This is a genomic window from Snodgrassella sp. ESL0324, from assembly GCF_013344955.1.
Classification (GTDB): domain Bacteria; phylum Pseudomonadota; class Gammaproteobacteria; order Burkholderiales; family Neisseriaceae; genus Snodgrassella; species Snodgrassella alvi.
In genome coordinates this window covers 387,917-400,501 of the sequence record NZ_JAAEDS010000014.1, presented here as the reverse complement: position 1 = coordinate 400,501, position 12,585 = coordinate 387,917, and the positions used below count along the sequence as shown (strand labels likewise).

Annotated in this window: 14 protein-coding genes; 10 read left to right on the top strand and 4 right to left on the bottom strand. The window is 45.8% G+C overall.

What is annotated here, in order from left to right; all coding sequences use genetic code 11:
• Nucleotides 1-31 precede the first annotated feature (31 nt).
• Nucleotides 32-1,006, bottom strand: coding sequence for a polyprenyl synthetase family protein (locus GYY70_RS08855; protein ID WP_174832091.1), 975 nt, complete (start codon nt 1,004-1,006; stop codon nt 32-34).
• 438 nt (nt 1,007-1,444) lie between these two features.
• Nucleotides 1,445-1,777, bottom strand: coding sequence for a serine hydrolase (locus GYY70_RS08850; RefSeq protein WP_174832090.1), 333 nt, complete (start codon nt 1,775-1,777; stop codon nt 1,445-1,447).
• A 266-nt stretch (nt 1,778-2,043) separates the two neighbouring features.
• Between GYY70_RS08850 and rplU the strand changes: the two genes are divergently transcribed.
• The 3 genes from rplU to obgE all read left to right on the top strand — a co-directional run bounded on the left by rplU (nt 2,044) and on the right by obgE (nt 3,955).
• A complete protein-coding gene (gene rplU / locus GYY70_RS08845) occupies nt 2,044-2,352 on the top strand; it encodes a 50S ribosomal protein L21 (protein WP_025331258.1) in 309 nt (102 codons plus the stop codon).
• 20 nt (nt 2,353-2,372) lie between these two features.
• Entirely contained in the window at nt 2,373-2,645 is a 273-nt protein-coding gene (gene rpmA / locus GYY70_RS08840) for a 50S ribosomal protein L27 (protein WP_025331257.1), read from the top strand.
• A gap of 176 nt (nt 2,646-2,821) precedes the next feature.
• Complete coding sequence (obgE, locus tag GYY70_RS08835) at nt 2,822-3,955, top strand: GTPase ObgE (RefSeq protein WP_174832089.1); 1,134 nt, start codon at nt 2,822-2,824, stop codon at nt 3,953-3,955.
• Between the two features lie 88 nt (nt 3,956-4,043).
• On the opposite strand, the gene GYY70_RS08830 is transcribed toward obgE, so the two are convergent.
• A complete protein-coding gene (locus GYY70_RS08830) occupies nt 4,044-4,598 on the bottom strand; it encodes a hypothetical protein (protein ID WP_174832088.1) in 555 nt (184 codons plus the stop codon).
• Between the two features lie 322 nt (nt 4,599-4,920).
• Here GYY70_RS08830 and GYY70_RS08825 point away from each other — a divergent pair, with 322 nt between their 5' ends.
• The 6 genes from GYY70_RS08825 to argJ all read left to right on the top strand — a co-directional run bounded on the left by GYY70_RS08825 (nt 4,921) and on the right by argJ (nt 11,388).
• The gene (locus tag GYY70_RS08825) at nt 4,921-5,430 is read left to right on the top strand and encodes a HugZ family protein (protein ID WP_174832087.1); all 510 of its coding nucleotides are present in this window, start codon (nt 4,921-4,923) and stop codon (nt 5,428-5,430) included.
• Between the two features lie 86 nt (nt 5,431-5,516).
• Nucleotides 5,517-7,046, top strand: a complete 1,530-nt coding sequence (gene ubiB / locus GYY70_RS08820; RefSeq protein WP_174832086.1) for a ubiquinone biosynthesis regulatory protein kinase UbiB — start codon at nt 5,517-5,519, stop codon at nt 7,044-7,046.
• A gap of 237 nt (nt 7,047-7,283) precedes the next feature.
• A complete protein-coding gene (locus GYY70_RS08815) occupies nt 7,284-8,045 on the top strand; it encodes a phosphatidylserine decarboxylase (protein ID WP_174832085.1) in 762 nt (253 codons plus the stop codon).
• A 75-nt stretch (nt 8,046-8,120) separates the two neighbouring features.
• The gene (hflX, locus tag GYY70_RS08810) at nt 8,121-9,299 is read left to right on the top strand and encodes a GTPase HflX (protein WP_174832084.1); all 1,179 of its coding nucleotides are present in this window, start codon (nt 8,121-8,123) and stop codon (nt 9,297-9,299) included.
• A gap of 27 nt (nt 9,300-9,326) precedes the next feature.
• A complete protein-coding gene (pssA, locus tag GYY70_RS08805; protein ID WP_041878862.1) occupies nt 9,327-10,109 on the top strand; it encodes a CDP-diacylglycerol--serine O-phosphatidyltransferase in 783 nt (260 codons plus the stop codon).
• Nucleotides 10,110-10,170: 61 nt separating this feature from the next.
• Nucleotides 10,171-11,388, top strand: a complete 1,218-nt coding sequence (gene argJ, locus GYY70_RS08800; RefSeq protein ID WP_174832083.1) for a bifunctional glutamate N-acetyltransferase/amino-acid acetyltransferase ArgJ — start codon at nt 10,171-10,173, stop codon at nt 11,386-11,388.
• A 52-nt stretch (nt 11,389-11,440) separates the two neighbouring features.
• Here the strand turns inward: argJ and GYY70_RS08795 are convergent, their stop codons facing one another.
• Nucleotides 11,441-11,800 (bottom strand): RidA family protein, encoded by a 360-nt coding sequence (locus tag GYY70_RS08795; protein ID WP_174832082.1) that lies wholly within the window; start codon nt 11,798-11,800, stop codon nt 11,441-11,443.
• A 255-nt stretch (nt 11,801-12,055) separates the two neighbouring features.
• On the opposite strand from GYY70_RS08795, the gene GYY70_RS08790 reads away from it, so the two are divergent.
• Entirely contained in the window at nt 12,056-12,544 is a 489-nt protein-coding gene (locus GYY70_RS08790; protein WP_174832081.1) for an aminoacyl-tRNA deacylase, read from the top strand.
• The last annotated feature ends 41 nt before the right edge of the window (nt 12,545-12,585 follow it).

Here is a 12,585-nt window from a genome sequence, read left to right as displayed (position 1 = left end):
CTATGGCTGAAATCTGCCATAGCCCGCTATTTTAAGAGATTCGGGCTAAAGATGCCAAGGCTAAATCTCGCATAGCCTGGGTGGTTTCATTAACCGGTAACTCATTCAGGCAGTTAATTGCGGCATCTACGGCTTTTTTTGCCTGCATAGTGCAATAAGCCAGTGCATCAGAGTTGATTACGTGATCGTGAATTTTGTTGAAATAGCTGCGGTCGGCGTGTTCCAGAGCATGGCGTACATCGGCTTTGGCCGCAGCACTGCCCTGATTAAGCAGGTAAATTAGTGGCAGGGTAGGTTTGCCCTCAGCCAGATCGTCGCCGACATTTTTACCAATGGTTTCTACATCACCGGCATAATCCAGTACATCATCGATAATCTGGAAAGCTGAGCCCAGATATGTACCGTAATATTTTAAAGCCAGTTCCTGTTGTTCTGTAGCCTTGGCAAGTATGGCACCTACTTGTGCCGCTGCCTGAAAGAGTTTGGCGGTTTTGTATTCGATTACCTGTAAATACTGTTCTTCAGTGACATCAATATTACCAATATTCATCAGCTGCATGACTTCACCTTCAGCAATGATATTGGTGGCTTCTGCCATCACTTCGAGAATACGCAGGCTGCCGGAGCCAACCATCAGCTGGAAGGCTCGTGTGTAGAGAAAATCGCCCACCAGTACAGCAGCGGCATTGCCAAACAGATTGTTCGCAGTTTCCCGGCCGCGGCGCAGGTCGCTTTCATCCACTACATCGTCGTGCAGCAATGTGGAGGTATGGATAAATTCCACCATGGCGGCCAGTGAAAAAAGCGGGTCTTCTGTATAGCCCAGAGCTTTGCCGGCAAGAATGGTAATTATCGGGCGCAGGCGTTTACCGCCGGCACTGATAATATACTGGCCTATTTGTGAAATCAGGACAACTTCGGATTCAACAGCACGGTTGATTACCGCATTAACACGGTTTAAGTCTTCAGGCAGGTGTTTCTGGAAATAAGGCAGGTTCTCAAGCATGTGTTTAGTGTTTCTGCAACTGGTAATGATGATGTGTTTTAGCCATGTGTCCCCGAAACTGCCGGGCACTTTTGTGTATTATTATACTTGAAATTCATTTGGGAAATGAGAAAAGTTAGATTGGGTTAATAAAGATGCAATTGTGAATCGGACAGGTAAATTATGCTGGTGTATACACAAGCCGGAGCAGAAATTCTATGCTCAAAGCGGTGCATTCGTCACAAATGGTGGTATATCTGGCAGCCGGTTAACAGTTATGCTGTAATACTTGTAAAGTTTTTTTGCGTGTTTGTACGGTAGACCAGAGAGCAAATTTTATGACACTGAATAATTCAGCTTAAGTCTGAGTATGGTAAATTATTAATATAAATCAGTTATGTAGTACTTCGCCATTTTATCCATTAATTTACCGGAACTTAAAGCATTACTTGAAGAAGTTTATGCTAAAATAAATTGCATAAAATCAGGTGCATTACTAATCATGCCGGAACTGCCTGAAGGATAGGTTTCAGGATTAAATATGCGTTTCGGATTATTATAAGATAAAATCCCGTTATTCCAAGATTCATCTAATTGCATGCAATAAGGGCTTGGCATGGGTAATGGCTGCGATAAAGCATCATGATAGTGAGTATCTGGTTGGTGATTATCCGGTAAGGTAAAACCGGTATTTGTCATATTTAAGGGAATGGTCATGGTGCTTTTTATTATTTCCTCTAATGACTGTTGAGTGACAGCAGTTAATACGCCATCTAAGACATCTAATGCCATAGTTTGAGTGGGCTTGCTTTGGCTGTGACTAGTCTGTGAATGTAACGGGTCTTGCATATGCCTGGCAACACTATAAATAGCTTTCGGTAGGGCTTAATTTTTAATTGACTTAACTAATCTGAGCTATATATGCCATGAGATATTTATATGCCATGAGATATTTATTATTGTTTTGACAGTAAAATCATGCGTTGATATAATCGCGAATTCCGTTTTTTGCGGAAATTTAATTTTTGTTTTTAATTGAATTCCTATTGGAGTTGAGTATGTACGCGGTCGTAAAAACCGGCGGTAAACAATATAAAGTTGCCGTTGGCGAAAAATTAAAAGTAGAACAGATACCAGCAGAACTCGACAGCCAGATCGAACTGAATGAAGTTTTGATGATTGCTGACGGTGAAGCGGTGAAAGTGGGCACGCCTTTTATTGAGGGCGCTAAAGTAACCGCTAAAGTGGTTGCACATGGCCGTCACGATAAAGTACGTATTTTCAAAATGCGTCGTCGTAAACACTATCAGAAACGTCAGGGTCACCGCCAGAATTTTACCCAGATTGAAATCGTGGCGATTGCCTAATTGAGTGAAGGAATAACAGAATGGCACACAAAAAAGCAGGCGGTAGCTCCCGCAACGGTCGTGATTCAGAAGCCAAACGCCTGGGCGTTAAAGCCTTTGGTAATGAGCTGATTCCGGCTGGTTCAATTATTGTTCGTCAGCGCGGTACCCGTTTTCACGCAGGTGAAAATGTAGGTATGGGTAAAGACCACACTCTGTTCGCTAAAGTGGATGGTTATGTGGAATTTGCCGTTAAGGGCGCTCTGAACCGTAAAACCGTAAGTGTGCGTCCGTATACCGGCGCAGACGAGTAAGTTTTTACTGATGTTAAGCCCTGCCTTGTCTGGCAGGGCTTTTTTGTTATCAGGTCAGCTGGTGTGAAGAGGCAGCACAGATATTCTGTACTTTGGCTATAATCATGCTATGAGGTGTTCACAAGGGTATTACTGAGACTGGTTGCCCGGCATAAATATTGCAAACTGAGAATGATATGAAGTTTATTGATGAAGCAAAAATCGAGGTAGTTGCCGGCCGCGGCGGCAATGGTGCGGCCAGCTTCCGCCGCGAAAAATTTGTGCCTAAGGGCGGCCCCGATGGCGGTGATGGCGGCAGAGGCGGCAGTGTCTGGGCTGTAGCCGATGAAAATATTAATACTCTGGTGGAATATCGTTTTGTTAAACGCTATCAGGCCAAAAACGGTGAAAAAGGTCATGGTTCAGACCGTTATGGTCGCGGGGCTGATGATATTGAGTTGAGAATGCCGGTAGGTACGCTGATTCGTGATGTTGATACGGAACTGGTTGTGGCGGATTTAACTCATCATGGTCAGAGGGTATGTCTGGCTAAAGGCGGTAAGGGCGGCTTAGGTAATATTCATTTTAAATCATCAGTCAACCGTGCTCCTAAGCAGGCTACACCCGGTGAAGAAGGTGAAGCGCGCAGTTTGTTGCTGGAGTTAAAAGTACTGGCGGATGTGGGTTTGCTCGGTATGCCGAATGCAGGGAAATCTACGCTGATTAGTGCAATTTCGGCTGCACGGCCAAAAGTGGCTGATTATCCGTTTACGACGCTGCATCCTAATCTGGGGGTAGTACGCAGTGATGACAATCACAGTTTTGTGATGGCTGATATCCCCGGTTTGATTGAAGGTGCTGCTGAAGGTGCCGGTTTGGGGCACCGGTTTCTGAAACATTTGTCGCGTACCGGTTTGCTGCTGCATGTGGTGGATCTGGCTCCTTTCGATGAAGGTGTGGAACCGGCAGCAGAGGCGCTGGCGATTATTGAAGAGTTACGCCGTTATGATGAGGCTTTGCACGATAAGCCGCGTTGGCTGGTGTTGAATAAAATTGATATGCTGGCTGATGATGAGCGTGCCGAACGTGTGGCTCAGTTTCTGGCAGATATTGGCTGGGATCACCCGCAGCCGGATGACCAGTTTGAATTTGATCTGACAACCCCGCGGGTATTTCAAATCAGTGCACTGGCGCGTGAGGGTACGCAGGAGCTGGTACAGACCATACAGCGTTATTTGGATGCAAAGCATGAATTACTGGCAAAACAGCAGGCTGAACAACCTGTTGTGGCGGAGGTGCCGACTACAAACGGGCTGATACAGCCGGAATAATTCTGCTATCCGGATAACAGATACAGCCACCTGTTGCAGGTGGCTTTTTTGTATTGGAATGAATCAGAAAATTGATGGTACTGAGAAATTAGTTTGTCTTATTTCTGAAAGAACGGCGGCGGATAAAACGATATATCAATTGCAGGAGCAAGACGCTGACTAAGGCCAGAACGGCAGCCATTGATATCTGGTCTATTGCATATACCGTTGATTTTATCGGTGTGACTGTGCCGGCGGTAGCCTGATAGGTGGCAATGGTAATGCTGCGTGATGTACGCAGGCTGGTTCGTATCAGCTGTTGTTGTGCGGTTTGTTCGATAACTTTATAACTAAAGGTATCGTTATCATTTTTCTGTTTGCTGCCGTCAGGCTTTTTAGCCAGAAAAGTGGTATTGGCCAGTGTGTGCTGCTGAACGTAGGAATAGGGCAGGGCAAGAAAGGAGCCGTCCGGTTCAAAGGCTGCAATAGTCAGATCGGGGTGCCATGGTTTGTGATTGGCCGCAGTTCTGCTGTCCTGACCGGCTAGCAGGAAAATAAATAAAATAAAGAAGCCGCAAAATAAAATCAGTTTAAGCAGTCGCTGTTTAAACTGACCGGAACGCTTCTGAGGCTGACTGGCTGCCGGATTATGCTGAGTACCCATGTAACTAACCACTGCTGATTGATTAAATTCAGCCTGAATAATGGCTGAAAGGTAATTTTACCTAATTTTTGGCCTGTGAAAGCTTATTATATTGTTATTAATACTCTGATACAGGTAAATCATTACCGATTTTATTGATTTTAATGGCATTCTGATTTGATGATTTATTTGTGCTCATCTTTTTTTCTGTGCCCGGTATGTTTGATAATGATGCCTCGCCGATGATAAATAATGGTATGACGGTCAAATGGAATTTGAATTTTCAGATGGAAATTATTATCATTAATTTTGGTTATTGTTAATCTGATACAGGAATGAGTGTATGAGTGAGCAACAGAATGTCGCTGAGCTTCAGGCTGCTGTAACACGTTTACAGCAATTAAATTCTCTGGTTCTGGCTACTGTAGCACAGGATGGTACCCCTCAGGCAAGCTATGCGCCTTTTGCTGAATATGATGGTTGTCTGTATATCTTATTATCCGGTCTGGCACCACATACACAGAATTTGCAGCAACAGGAGCAGGCCAGTGTGATGCTGATTGAAGATGAAGCTTCGGCACGCAATATTTTTGCCCGTGCCCGGCTGAATTATACTATATCGGTTACGGTAATTGAAAAAAACACAGCTGATGGCATTGCCGCTTTGCAAGCAATGAAAACAAAACTGGGCAATACAGTAGATGTGCTGTCTGAATTGCCGGATTTCATGCTGTTTCGTCTGCAACTGGAAAAGGCTCGCCTTGTAACCGGCTTCGGCCGCGCTTATGTCTTTATGCCGGGTAAGGTTGATGGTGCAATACAGCTGACTGAAAAGAATGCTAAAACAGTGTGATGCCGCTGTGCGCAGCGATTGCTCGGTAAAGGTGGTTAAAATCCCGTACAATAGTCGTTTTATTCGGACAAACCGGAGCTGCGTGCATGTGGTGTTGGCCTAAACGAATTTGGGTAATTATCCATACGGTGTATGTATATGGTCTGCTGGATCTGGTTCAGCAGCATGTACATCCGTCATGGCTGCAAAGGCTGATACGTTTACTTCCGCGCGGACGCAAATACCGGCAGCTGGATGCAGCGGTACGGTTGCGTCTGGCTTTGGAAAGTCTGGGGCCGATTTTTGTTAAATTTGGTCAGGTATTATCCACCCGGCCGGATTTAATCCCTGCTGATTACGCGCGTGAGCTGGCCTTGCTGCAGGACAGGGTGCCGCCGTTTGCCAGTGATGTGGCAATCCGGGTGATTGAAACTGAGCTGGGCAGGCCGCTGGCAGAAATTTACGCCCGCTTTAATCCGCAGCCGGTAGCCAGTGCGTCTATCGCTCAGGTTCATGAAGCCTATTTATTCAATGAGGCCGGTGGTATCGGTCAAAAGGTTGCAGTAAAAGTTCTTCGTCCTGACATCGCGCCGGTTATTGATCAGGATTTAGCTCTGATGGCTGTAGGAGCGCGCTGGGTAGAATGGCTGTTTGCAGATGGCAAACGCTTAAAGCCACGCGAAGTAGTCGCAGAGTTTAAGAATTATCTGCATGATGAGCTTGATCTGATGCGGGAAGCCGCTAATGCCAGCCTGCTCGGGCGGCAGTTCAGTAAAAGCACTATGCTGATTATTCCGGCTGTTTACTATAATTATTGTGCGCGTCGGGTGCTGACAATTGAATGGATGGACGGTACTCCGGTTGCCAGTACCGATAAGTTGCGTGAAAAGAATATAGATTTGCACCAGCTGGCACGCTATGGGGTAGAAATATTCTTTACTCAGGTATTTGACAACGGCTTTTTCCATGCGGATATGCATCCGGGCAATATTATGGTCGCAGATGACGGCAGGTATATTGCACTGGATTTTGGTATTGTCGGTACGTTAACAGATTATGATAAGCGCTATCTGGCAATTAATTTTCTGGCGTTTTTCAATCGTGATTATCATCGGGTGGCTGCTGCGCATGTGGAATCCGGCTGGGTACCGGCAGATACGCGGGTAGAGGAGCTGGAAGCAGCAGTGCGTGCTGTATGTGAACCGATTTTCAATAAACCGCTGGCAGAAATTTCTTTTGGTATGGTGCTGATGCGGTTGTTTGAAACCAGTCGTCGTTTTAATGTGGAAATTCAGCCGCAGCTGGTGCTGCTGCAAAAAACATTACTTAATATAGAGGGACTGGGAAGACAGCTGGATCCTCAGCTGGATTTATGGGCAACTGCCAAACCGTTTCTCACCCGCTGGATGCATAATCAGATTGGTCTGAAAGCGCTATGGAAAACGCTAAAGCAGGAAGCACCGGACTGGGCGCAAATGCTGCCTGCACTGCCACGTAAGCTTAATGCCCTTGTAGATGAAAAGCGTCAGCTTGAATGGCGTGATGCCTATATTCATCTGCTGCGTACACAGCGGCAGCAGAATTTCTGGCTGGCGGTAATTGCTCTGGTGATGCTGGCAGTTTTTCTCTTTAAATAAAATTTAACTGTGTTTTCAATGTGAAATTATTGGATATCAGCTTGCGGTACTGAGATGGTAACCGTTATGGTTCAGCTGGTCTTTGTTTAATAATTGTACTGTTTTTATATTGTTCTTATGCTGAAATCTGCTTATAGTTATATACGGTGCTTTAAGGTACGGATTTCGGGTTATAATTTTGTCATTGTTTTAGCTCGCGGTTCATCCGCAGTATCTCATCTGTAAAGGAGTAGCCTTGTGTCGCGTGTGTATCCTTATCCTTTGATTGCTAAGGAAGGCTGGCCGTTTATTATTGGCAGTCTGGTGCTGAGCATATTAACTTTTTTCTGGTGCGGATGGTGGTCGCTGCCTTTATGGGTGCTGACAGCATTTGTGGTGCAGTTTTTTCGTGATCCTGCACGTGATATTCCTGCAAATCCCGAAGATGTGCTGAGTCCGGCAGACGGACGTATTGTGGTTGTGGAAAAAACTACCGATCCGTACCGTGGTGTGAATGCTCTTAAAATCAGTGTATTTATGAATGTATTCAATGTGCATTCTAACCGCAGCCCTATTGATGGCAAAGTGGAGCGTGTTGATTATTTTAAAGGCAGCTTTCTGAACGCTGCGCTGGATAAAGCCAGTGCACAAAATGAACGTAATGCAGTTCTTGCGGTAACCAAAACCGGCCGGCCGGTAACATTTGTACAGGTTGCAGGTCTGGTAGCACGGCGTATTCTGTGCTACGTAAATGCGCATGATTTATTACATCGCGGTGACCGCTATGGTTTTATCCGCTTTGGTTCGCGGGTAGATGTTTATTTGCCGGAAGATGCTACTGCGCTGGTGGCTATTGGTGATAAGGTCAGTGCCAGCAGTACAGTACTGGCAACTTTACCATTGCAGGCTCCTGATATCAGTGCTCAACCGCAAAGTAATACTGAAGAACATGCAAATCTGGTCACAGAAGCTGCTAATCGGGCAGCAGCTGCCGCACGGCATGTACTGTCTCAGGAATAAAGGCTATTAATTGTTATACAGGCTGTTTGCCCTTTATAAGGTCAGGCAGCCTGTTGTCGTTCAAACCGGTAAATGATGAGCAGATTCGATAAGACCAATTTATCTGAGCAGCAGCCAGAGCGGGTGCTGCTGGTAGGGGTATTGCTGGATAAGGATTTTCCGGTTGCTGCCGGGCGCCGGACAGTACTGTTTGAGTCGGCACTGGCTGAAGCTGAGGAGCTGGTACGTGCTACCGGAGCAGATTTAGTGGAAGTTGTTCCGTGTAAACGTCAGCAGCCGGACAGTGCATTGTTTGTGGGTAAAGGCAAAGCAGAAGAACTGGCACAAACAGTAGCTGAAGCCGGAATTGATCTGGTGGTCTTTAACCATGCGCTGACGCCTACGCAGGAGCGTAATCTTGAAAGGCTGCTCCAGTGCCGGGTATTGGATCGGGTTGGTCTGATTCTCGCTATCTTTGCCCGCCGTGCACAAAGTCAGGAGGGGCGCTTGCAGGTGGAGCTGGCTCAGCTGGTTCATTTATCCAGCCGGCTGGTGCGTGGTTATGGTCATTTGCAGAGCCAGAGAGGCGGTATCGGTTTACGCGGCCCGGGTGAGACACGTCTGGAAACTGACCGCCGTCTGATCAGGCAGAAAATTACCCGTCTGCGCCAGCAATTGCAGCAGGTGCGCCGGCAGCGGGCAACTCAGCGTAAAAGCCGGTATCAGGGTACACTGCCGGCCTTTGCGCTGGTGGGCTATACCAATGTAGGCAAATCCAGTCTGTTTAACCGTTTAACCAAAGCTCAGGTTATGGCAGAAGACCAGCTGTTTGCCACCCTGGATAATACAGTGCGCCGTTTGTATCTGAATGACCAGACCAGTGTTTTATTATCCGATACTGTGGGTTTTATTCGCGATTTACCGCACGGACTGGTAGCTGCTTTTGCGGCGACGCTGGAGGAAACTGCGCTGGCTGATGTGCTGCTGCATGTGGTGGATATTACCCATCCGGAATTTGAGCGGCAAATAGATGCTGTGAATACGGTATTACAGGAAATTGATGCAGAAAACATACCTCAGCTGATTATTTATAATAAAATTGATAAATTGTCTGCTGAACAAAGAATGCAGGGGATTGTGCGTGATATACATGGTCGTCCGCAGGCTGTTTATATATCGGTACAGGATGGCAGCGGACTGGATGATTTACGTACAGCTATGATAGAAATGGCAGGTATGAAATATGCACAACATAATAAACAGGATGAATATTAATATTGCCTGTTGAGGATTTAGCTGAATATGACTCAAGAAAAAAATGATGTAATTAAACCAAATCGCCCCCATCGTCCGAACCGGCGCCGCCGGCTGCGAGATAACAGTATTTACTTGCTGCCTAATGCATTTACGCTGGCGGCACTGTTTGCCGCTTTTTATGCCATTACTCAGTCGATGCATGGTCATTATGAAGTTGCAGCGATTGCGGTATTTATTTCTATGCTGCTGGACGGTATGGACGGGCGGGTTGCCCGTCTGACTAACAGTCAGAGTGCTTTTGGTGAACAGCTTGACAGTCTGGCTGATATGGTAAGTTTCGGGGTGGCACCAGCCTTGATTGCGTATAAATGGCAGTTATTTCATTTTGGTAAAATCGGTTATTCGGTAGCATTTATTTATTGTGCCTGTGCGGCCTTGCGGCTGGCATTGTTCAATACTCTGATTGGTAAAGTCAGTAAGAAATGGTTTATCGGAATTCCCAGCCCGACGGCAGCTGCACTGGTAATCGGCTTAATCTGGGTAAGCCATACTTTTCAGGGTTTACCTCATGTAGACTGGCTATGCCTGATTATTACTCTGTTTGGCGGTTTATCCATGGTGGTTCAGATACCTTTCTGGTCATTCAAGGAAATCAATGCTTATCGTAAAGTACCTTTTTTTGTAATGATTCTGGCTGTTATTGGCTTACTGGTAGTGACATGGGAACCATCAGTAGTACTGTTTGCCTTTTTCCTGCTCTATAGTTTGTCCGGTTATGTGATGTTTATCTGGCGCGTGCTGACTAAACGCAAATTTCAGCCGGAATAATGATGAGCACTTTCTATTGCTGAAAAAAATAAGCTGATATATTGATTAAAGGAGAATAGTAATGGCAGTTAATTTGTCCGTGCCTGGTGATGAGCAGATTTTAGCCATTGACGGCGTGCAGGTATTTGTTGGACAGGCCGGAATCAAAAAACCGGAACACGATGATTTAACGCTTATTGTGCTTAACGGGATAAACAGTATCGGCGCTGTATTTACCCAAAACCGTTTTTGTGCTGCACCGGTGCAGATTGCTAAACAGCATCTGGCTACAGACGCCGGAGTGCGTGCACTGGTAATCAATACAGGTAATGCCAATGCCGGTACAGGCAAACAAGGGCTGGATGATGCGCAGTTGATATGTGACAAGGTTGCACAGCAGATTGGTTGCAGTGCATCAGAGGTTTTACCGTTTTCTACCGGTGTGATTCTCGAACCCTTGCCGGTAGATAAAATTGTGGCCGCTTTGCCGAAAGTGAAAGTTGTACACTGGCCGCGGGCTGCTGCTGCCATTATGACTACGGATACTGTTCCTAAAATGGCCAGCCGTACGGTTTATATTGACGGGCATAAAGTACGTTTCACCGGTATTGCCAAAGGTTCCGGCATGATTCATCCGAATATGGCTACTATGCTCGGATTTGTGTTTACTGATGCGGCTATAGCCCAGCCATTGTTGCAGCAAATGGTAGCTGAAGTAGCAGCCACATCTTTTAATGCGATTACTGTTGACGGAGATACTTCTACTAATGACAGTTTTGTGGTGGTAGCCACAGGTAAGTCTCAGCTGGGGCGGATAGAGTCAGTAGCCGGAAAAGATTACTTAGCCGTCAAAACTGTACTGGCTGATCTGGCACTGGAACTGGCACAGGCGATTGTACGTGACGGTGAGGGCGCAACCAAGTTTATTACTATTGATGTACGCAATGCTCTGACTGAAGCAGAGGCCAGACAGGTAGGCTATGCTGTTGCCCGTTCACCATTGGTAAAAACAGCTTTTTATGCCAGTGACCCGAATCTGGGGCGTATTTTATGCGCAATCGGTTATGCAGGTATTGCTGATTTGGATGTGGCAGCAATTAAGGTATATCTGGGTGAAGTGCTGGTGGCAGAAAATGGAGGACGGGTTGCCAGCTATACAGAAGAGGCTGGTCAGCAGGTAATGGCACAGAATGAAATTACAGTAACCATTGATCTGGCACGTGCGGAAGCACGGGCAAAGATTTACACTTGTGATTTATCCAGAGAGTATGTGACGATTAATGCCGATTATCGCAGCTAAGCTGTACTGAATCAGCAATTACTGAACCCGCGTTTAACGCGGGTTCAGTGCTTTAAAGGATTTCTTTTTGTACAGCTGTTAGTTTGATTTCTACTTTCCAGTTTGAGTTAGCCAGAGCAGCCTGTATACAGGCTCGTGCCGGCGCTCTTCCTGGTGTAACCCAGTTATCCCATGCCTGATTCATGCCTTCATATTCCTGCATATTGTTCAGGTAAATTACAGCTTCACAAATATGCTGCTTATCACTGCCACATGCTTCCAGAATAGTATCTATCTGTGCCAGAACATTGGCAGTTTGCGCAGTGATGTCGGCATCTTCATTAGTCGGAACTTGTCCTGCAAGAAATATCAGGCCGTTAACAATGGTGGCTTCTGCCAGGCGGTTACCGCTCTCGTAAAATTTAATACTCATAAAATTCAATACCCATATACTGGTTCTTGTGGAAATAGCCTGAGCTACAATGTTATTTGTTACTGCAAGAATTTATTTTGTGGCCGGGCAATACTGGCCTGAAAAAAACAGACAGCAAAAGAATATAAGCAATGCCTTTTTATATCAATACTATCTTCTGAATCTATCGAGATATCGCTATATGATAACCATCATTTTTCACTAAGTAGTAAAATAATAATCCTTTATCTTTGCCTGAGTTGATGAGAATAATTGATGAGTAAAAGTAAATTTCCGGTTACTCCTGCTATCCGTTTTTTGCGTGCTCACCAGATACCGTTTGAACCGCGTGAGTATGCTTATGTTGAGCATGGCGGAACAGCACAGTCAGCATTAGCGCTGGGCGTAGACGAGCATGCAGTGATTAAAACCATTGTGCTGCAAAATGAGCATAAGCAAGGTTTGATTGTGCTGATGCATGGCGACCGGCATATATCTACCCGTCAGCTGGCACGTGAACTGAGTATGAAGCATATAGAACCAGCCAGCCCTCAGCAGGCTAATAAATGGACTGGTTATCTGGTTGGTGGAACCAGTCCTTTTGGCAACAAGGCCGGATTACCGGTGTATATTGAAAAAAGTATTTATTCTTTGCCACTGATTTATATTAATGGGGGTAAGCGTGGATTTCTGGTACAGATGCAGCCAGAATATCTGGCCTGCCTGCAGCCGCAATCAGTGCAGGTGGCAACAGAGACGGAATAATATTGACTAATGAACACAGGCCGGACGTGAAAGTCTGGCCT

Coding starts and splice junctions, on each gene's coding strand:
- obgE (WP_174832089.1), top strand. CDS start 2,822: ATGAAGTTTATTGATGAAGCAAAAATCGAGGTAGTTGCCGGCCGCGGC.
- rplU (WP_025331258.1), top strand. CDS start 2,044: ATGTACGCGGTCGTAAAAACCGGCGGTAAACAATATAAAGTTGCCGTT.
- GYY70_RS08850 (WP_174832090.1), bottom strand. CDS start 1,777: ATGGCATTAGATGTCTTAGATGGCGTATTAACTGCTGTCACTCAACAG.
- hflX (WP_174832084.1), top strand. CDS start 8,121: ATGAGCAGATTCGATAAGACCAATTTATCTGAGCAGCAGCCAGAGCGG.
- argJ (WP_174832083.1), top strand. CDS start 10,171: ATGGCAGTTAATTTGTCCGTGCCTGGTGATGAGCAGATTTTAGCCATT.
- pssA (WP_041878862.1), top strand. CDS start 9,327: ATGACTCAAGAAAAAAATGATGTAATTAAACCAAATCGCCCCCATCGT.
- GYY70_RS08790 (WP_174832081.1), top strand. CDS start 12,056: ATGAGTAAAAGTAAATTTCCGGTTACTCCTGCTATCCGTTTTTTGCGT.
- GYY70_RS08795 (WP_174832082.1), bottom strand. CDS start 11,800: ATGAGTATTAAATTTTACGAGAGCGGTAACCGCCTGGCAGAAGCCACC.
- ubiB (WP_174832086.1), top strand. CDS start 5,517: ATGTGGTGTTGGCCTAAACGAATTTGGGTAATTATCCATACGGTGTAT.
- GYY70_RS08855 (WP_174832091.1), bottom strand. CDS start 1,006: ATGCTTGAGAACCTGCCTTATTTCCAGAAACACCTGCCTGAAGACTTA.
- GYY70_RS08825 (WP_174832087.1), top strand. CDS start 4,921: ATGAGTGAGCAACAGAATGTCGCTGAGCTTCAGGCTGCTGTAACACGT.
- GYY70_RS08830 (WP_174832088.1), bottom strand. CDS start 4,598: ATGGGTACTCAGCATAATCCGGCAGCCAGTCAGCCTCAGAAGCGTTCC.
- rpmA (WP_025331257.1), top strand. CDS start 2,373: ATGGCACACAAAAAAGCAGGCGGTAGCTCCCGCAACGGTCGTGATTCA.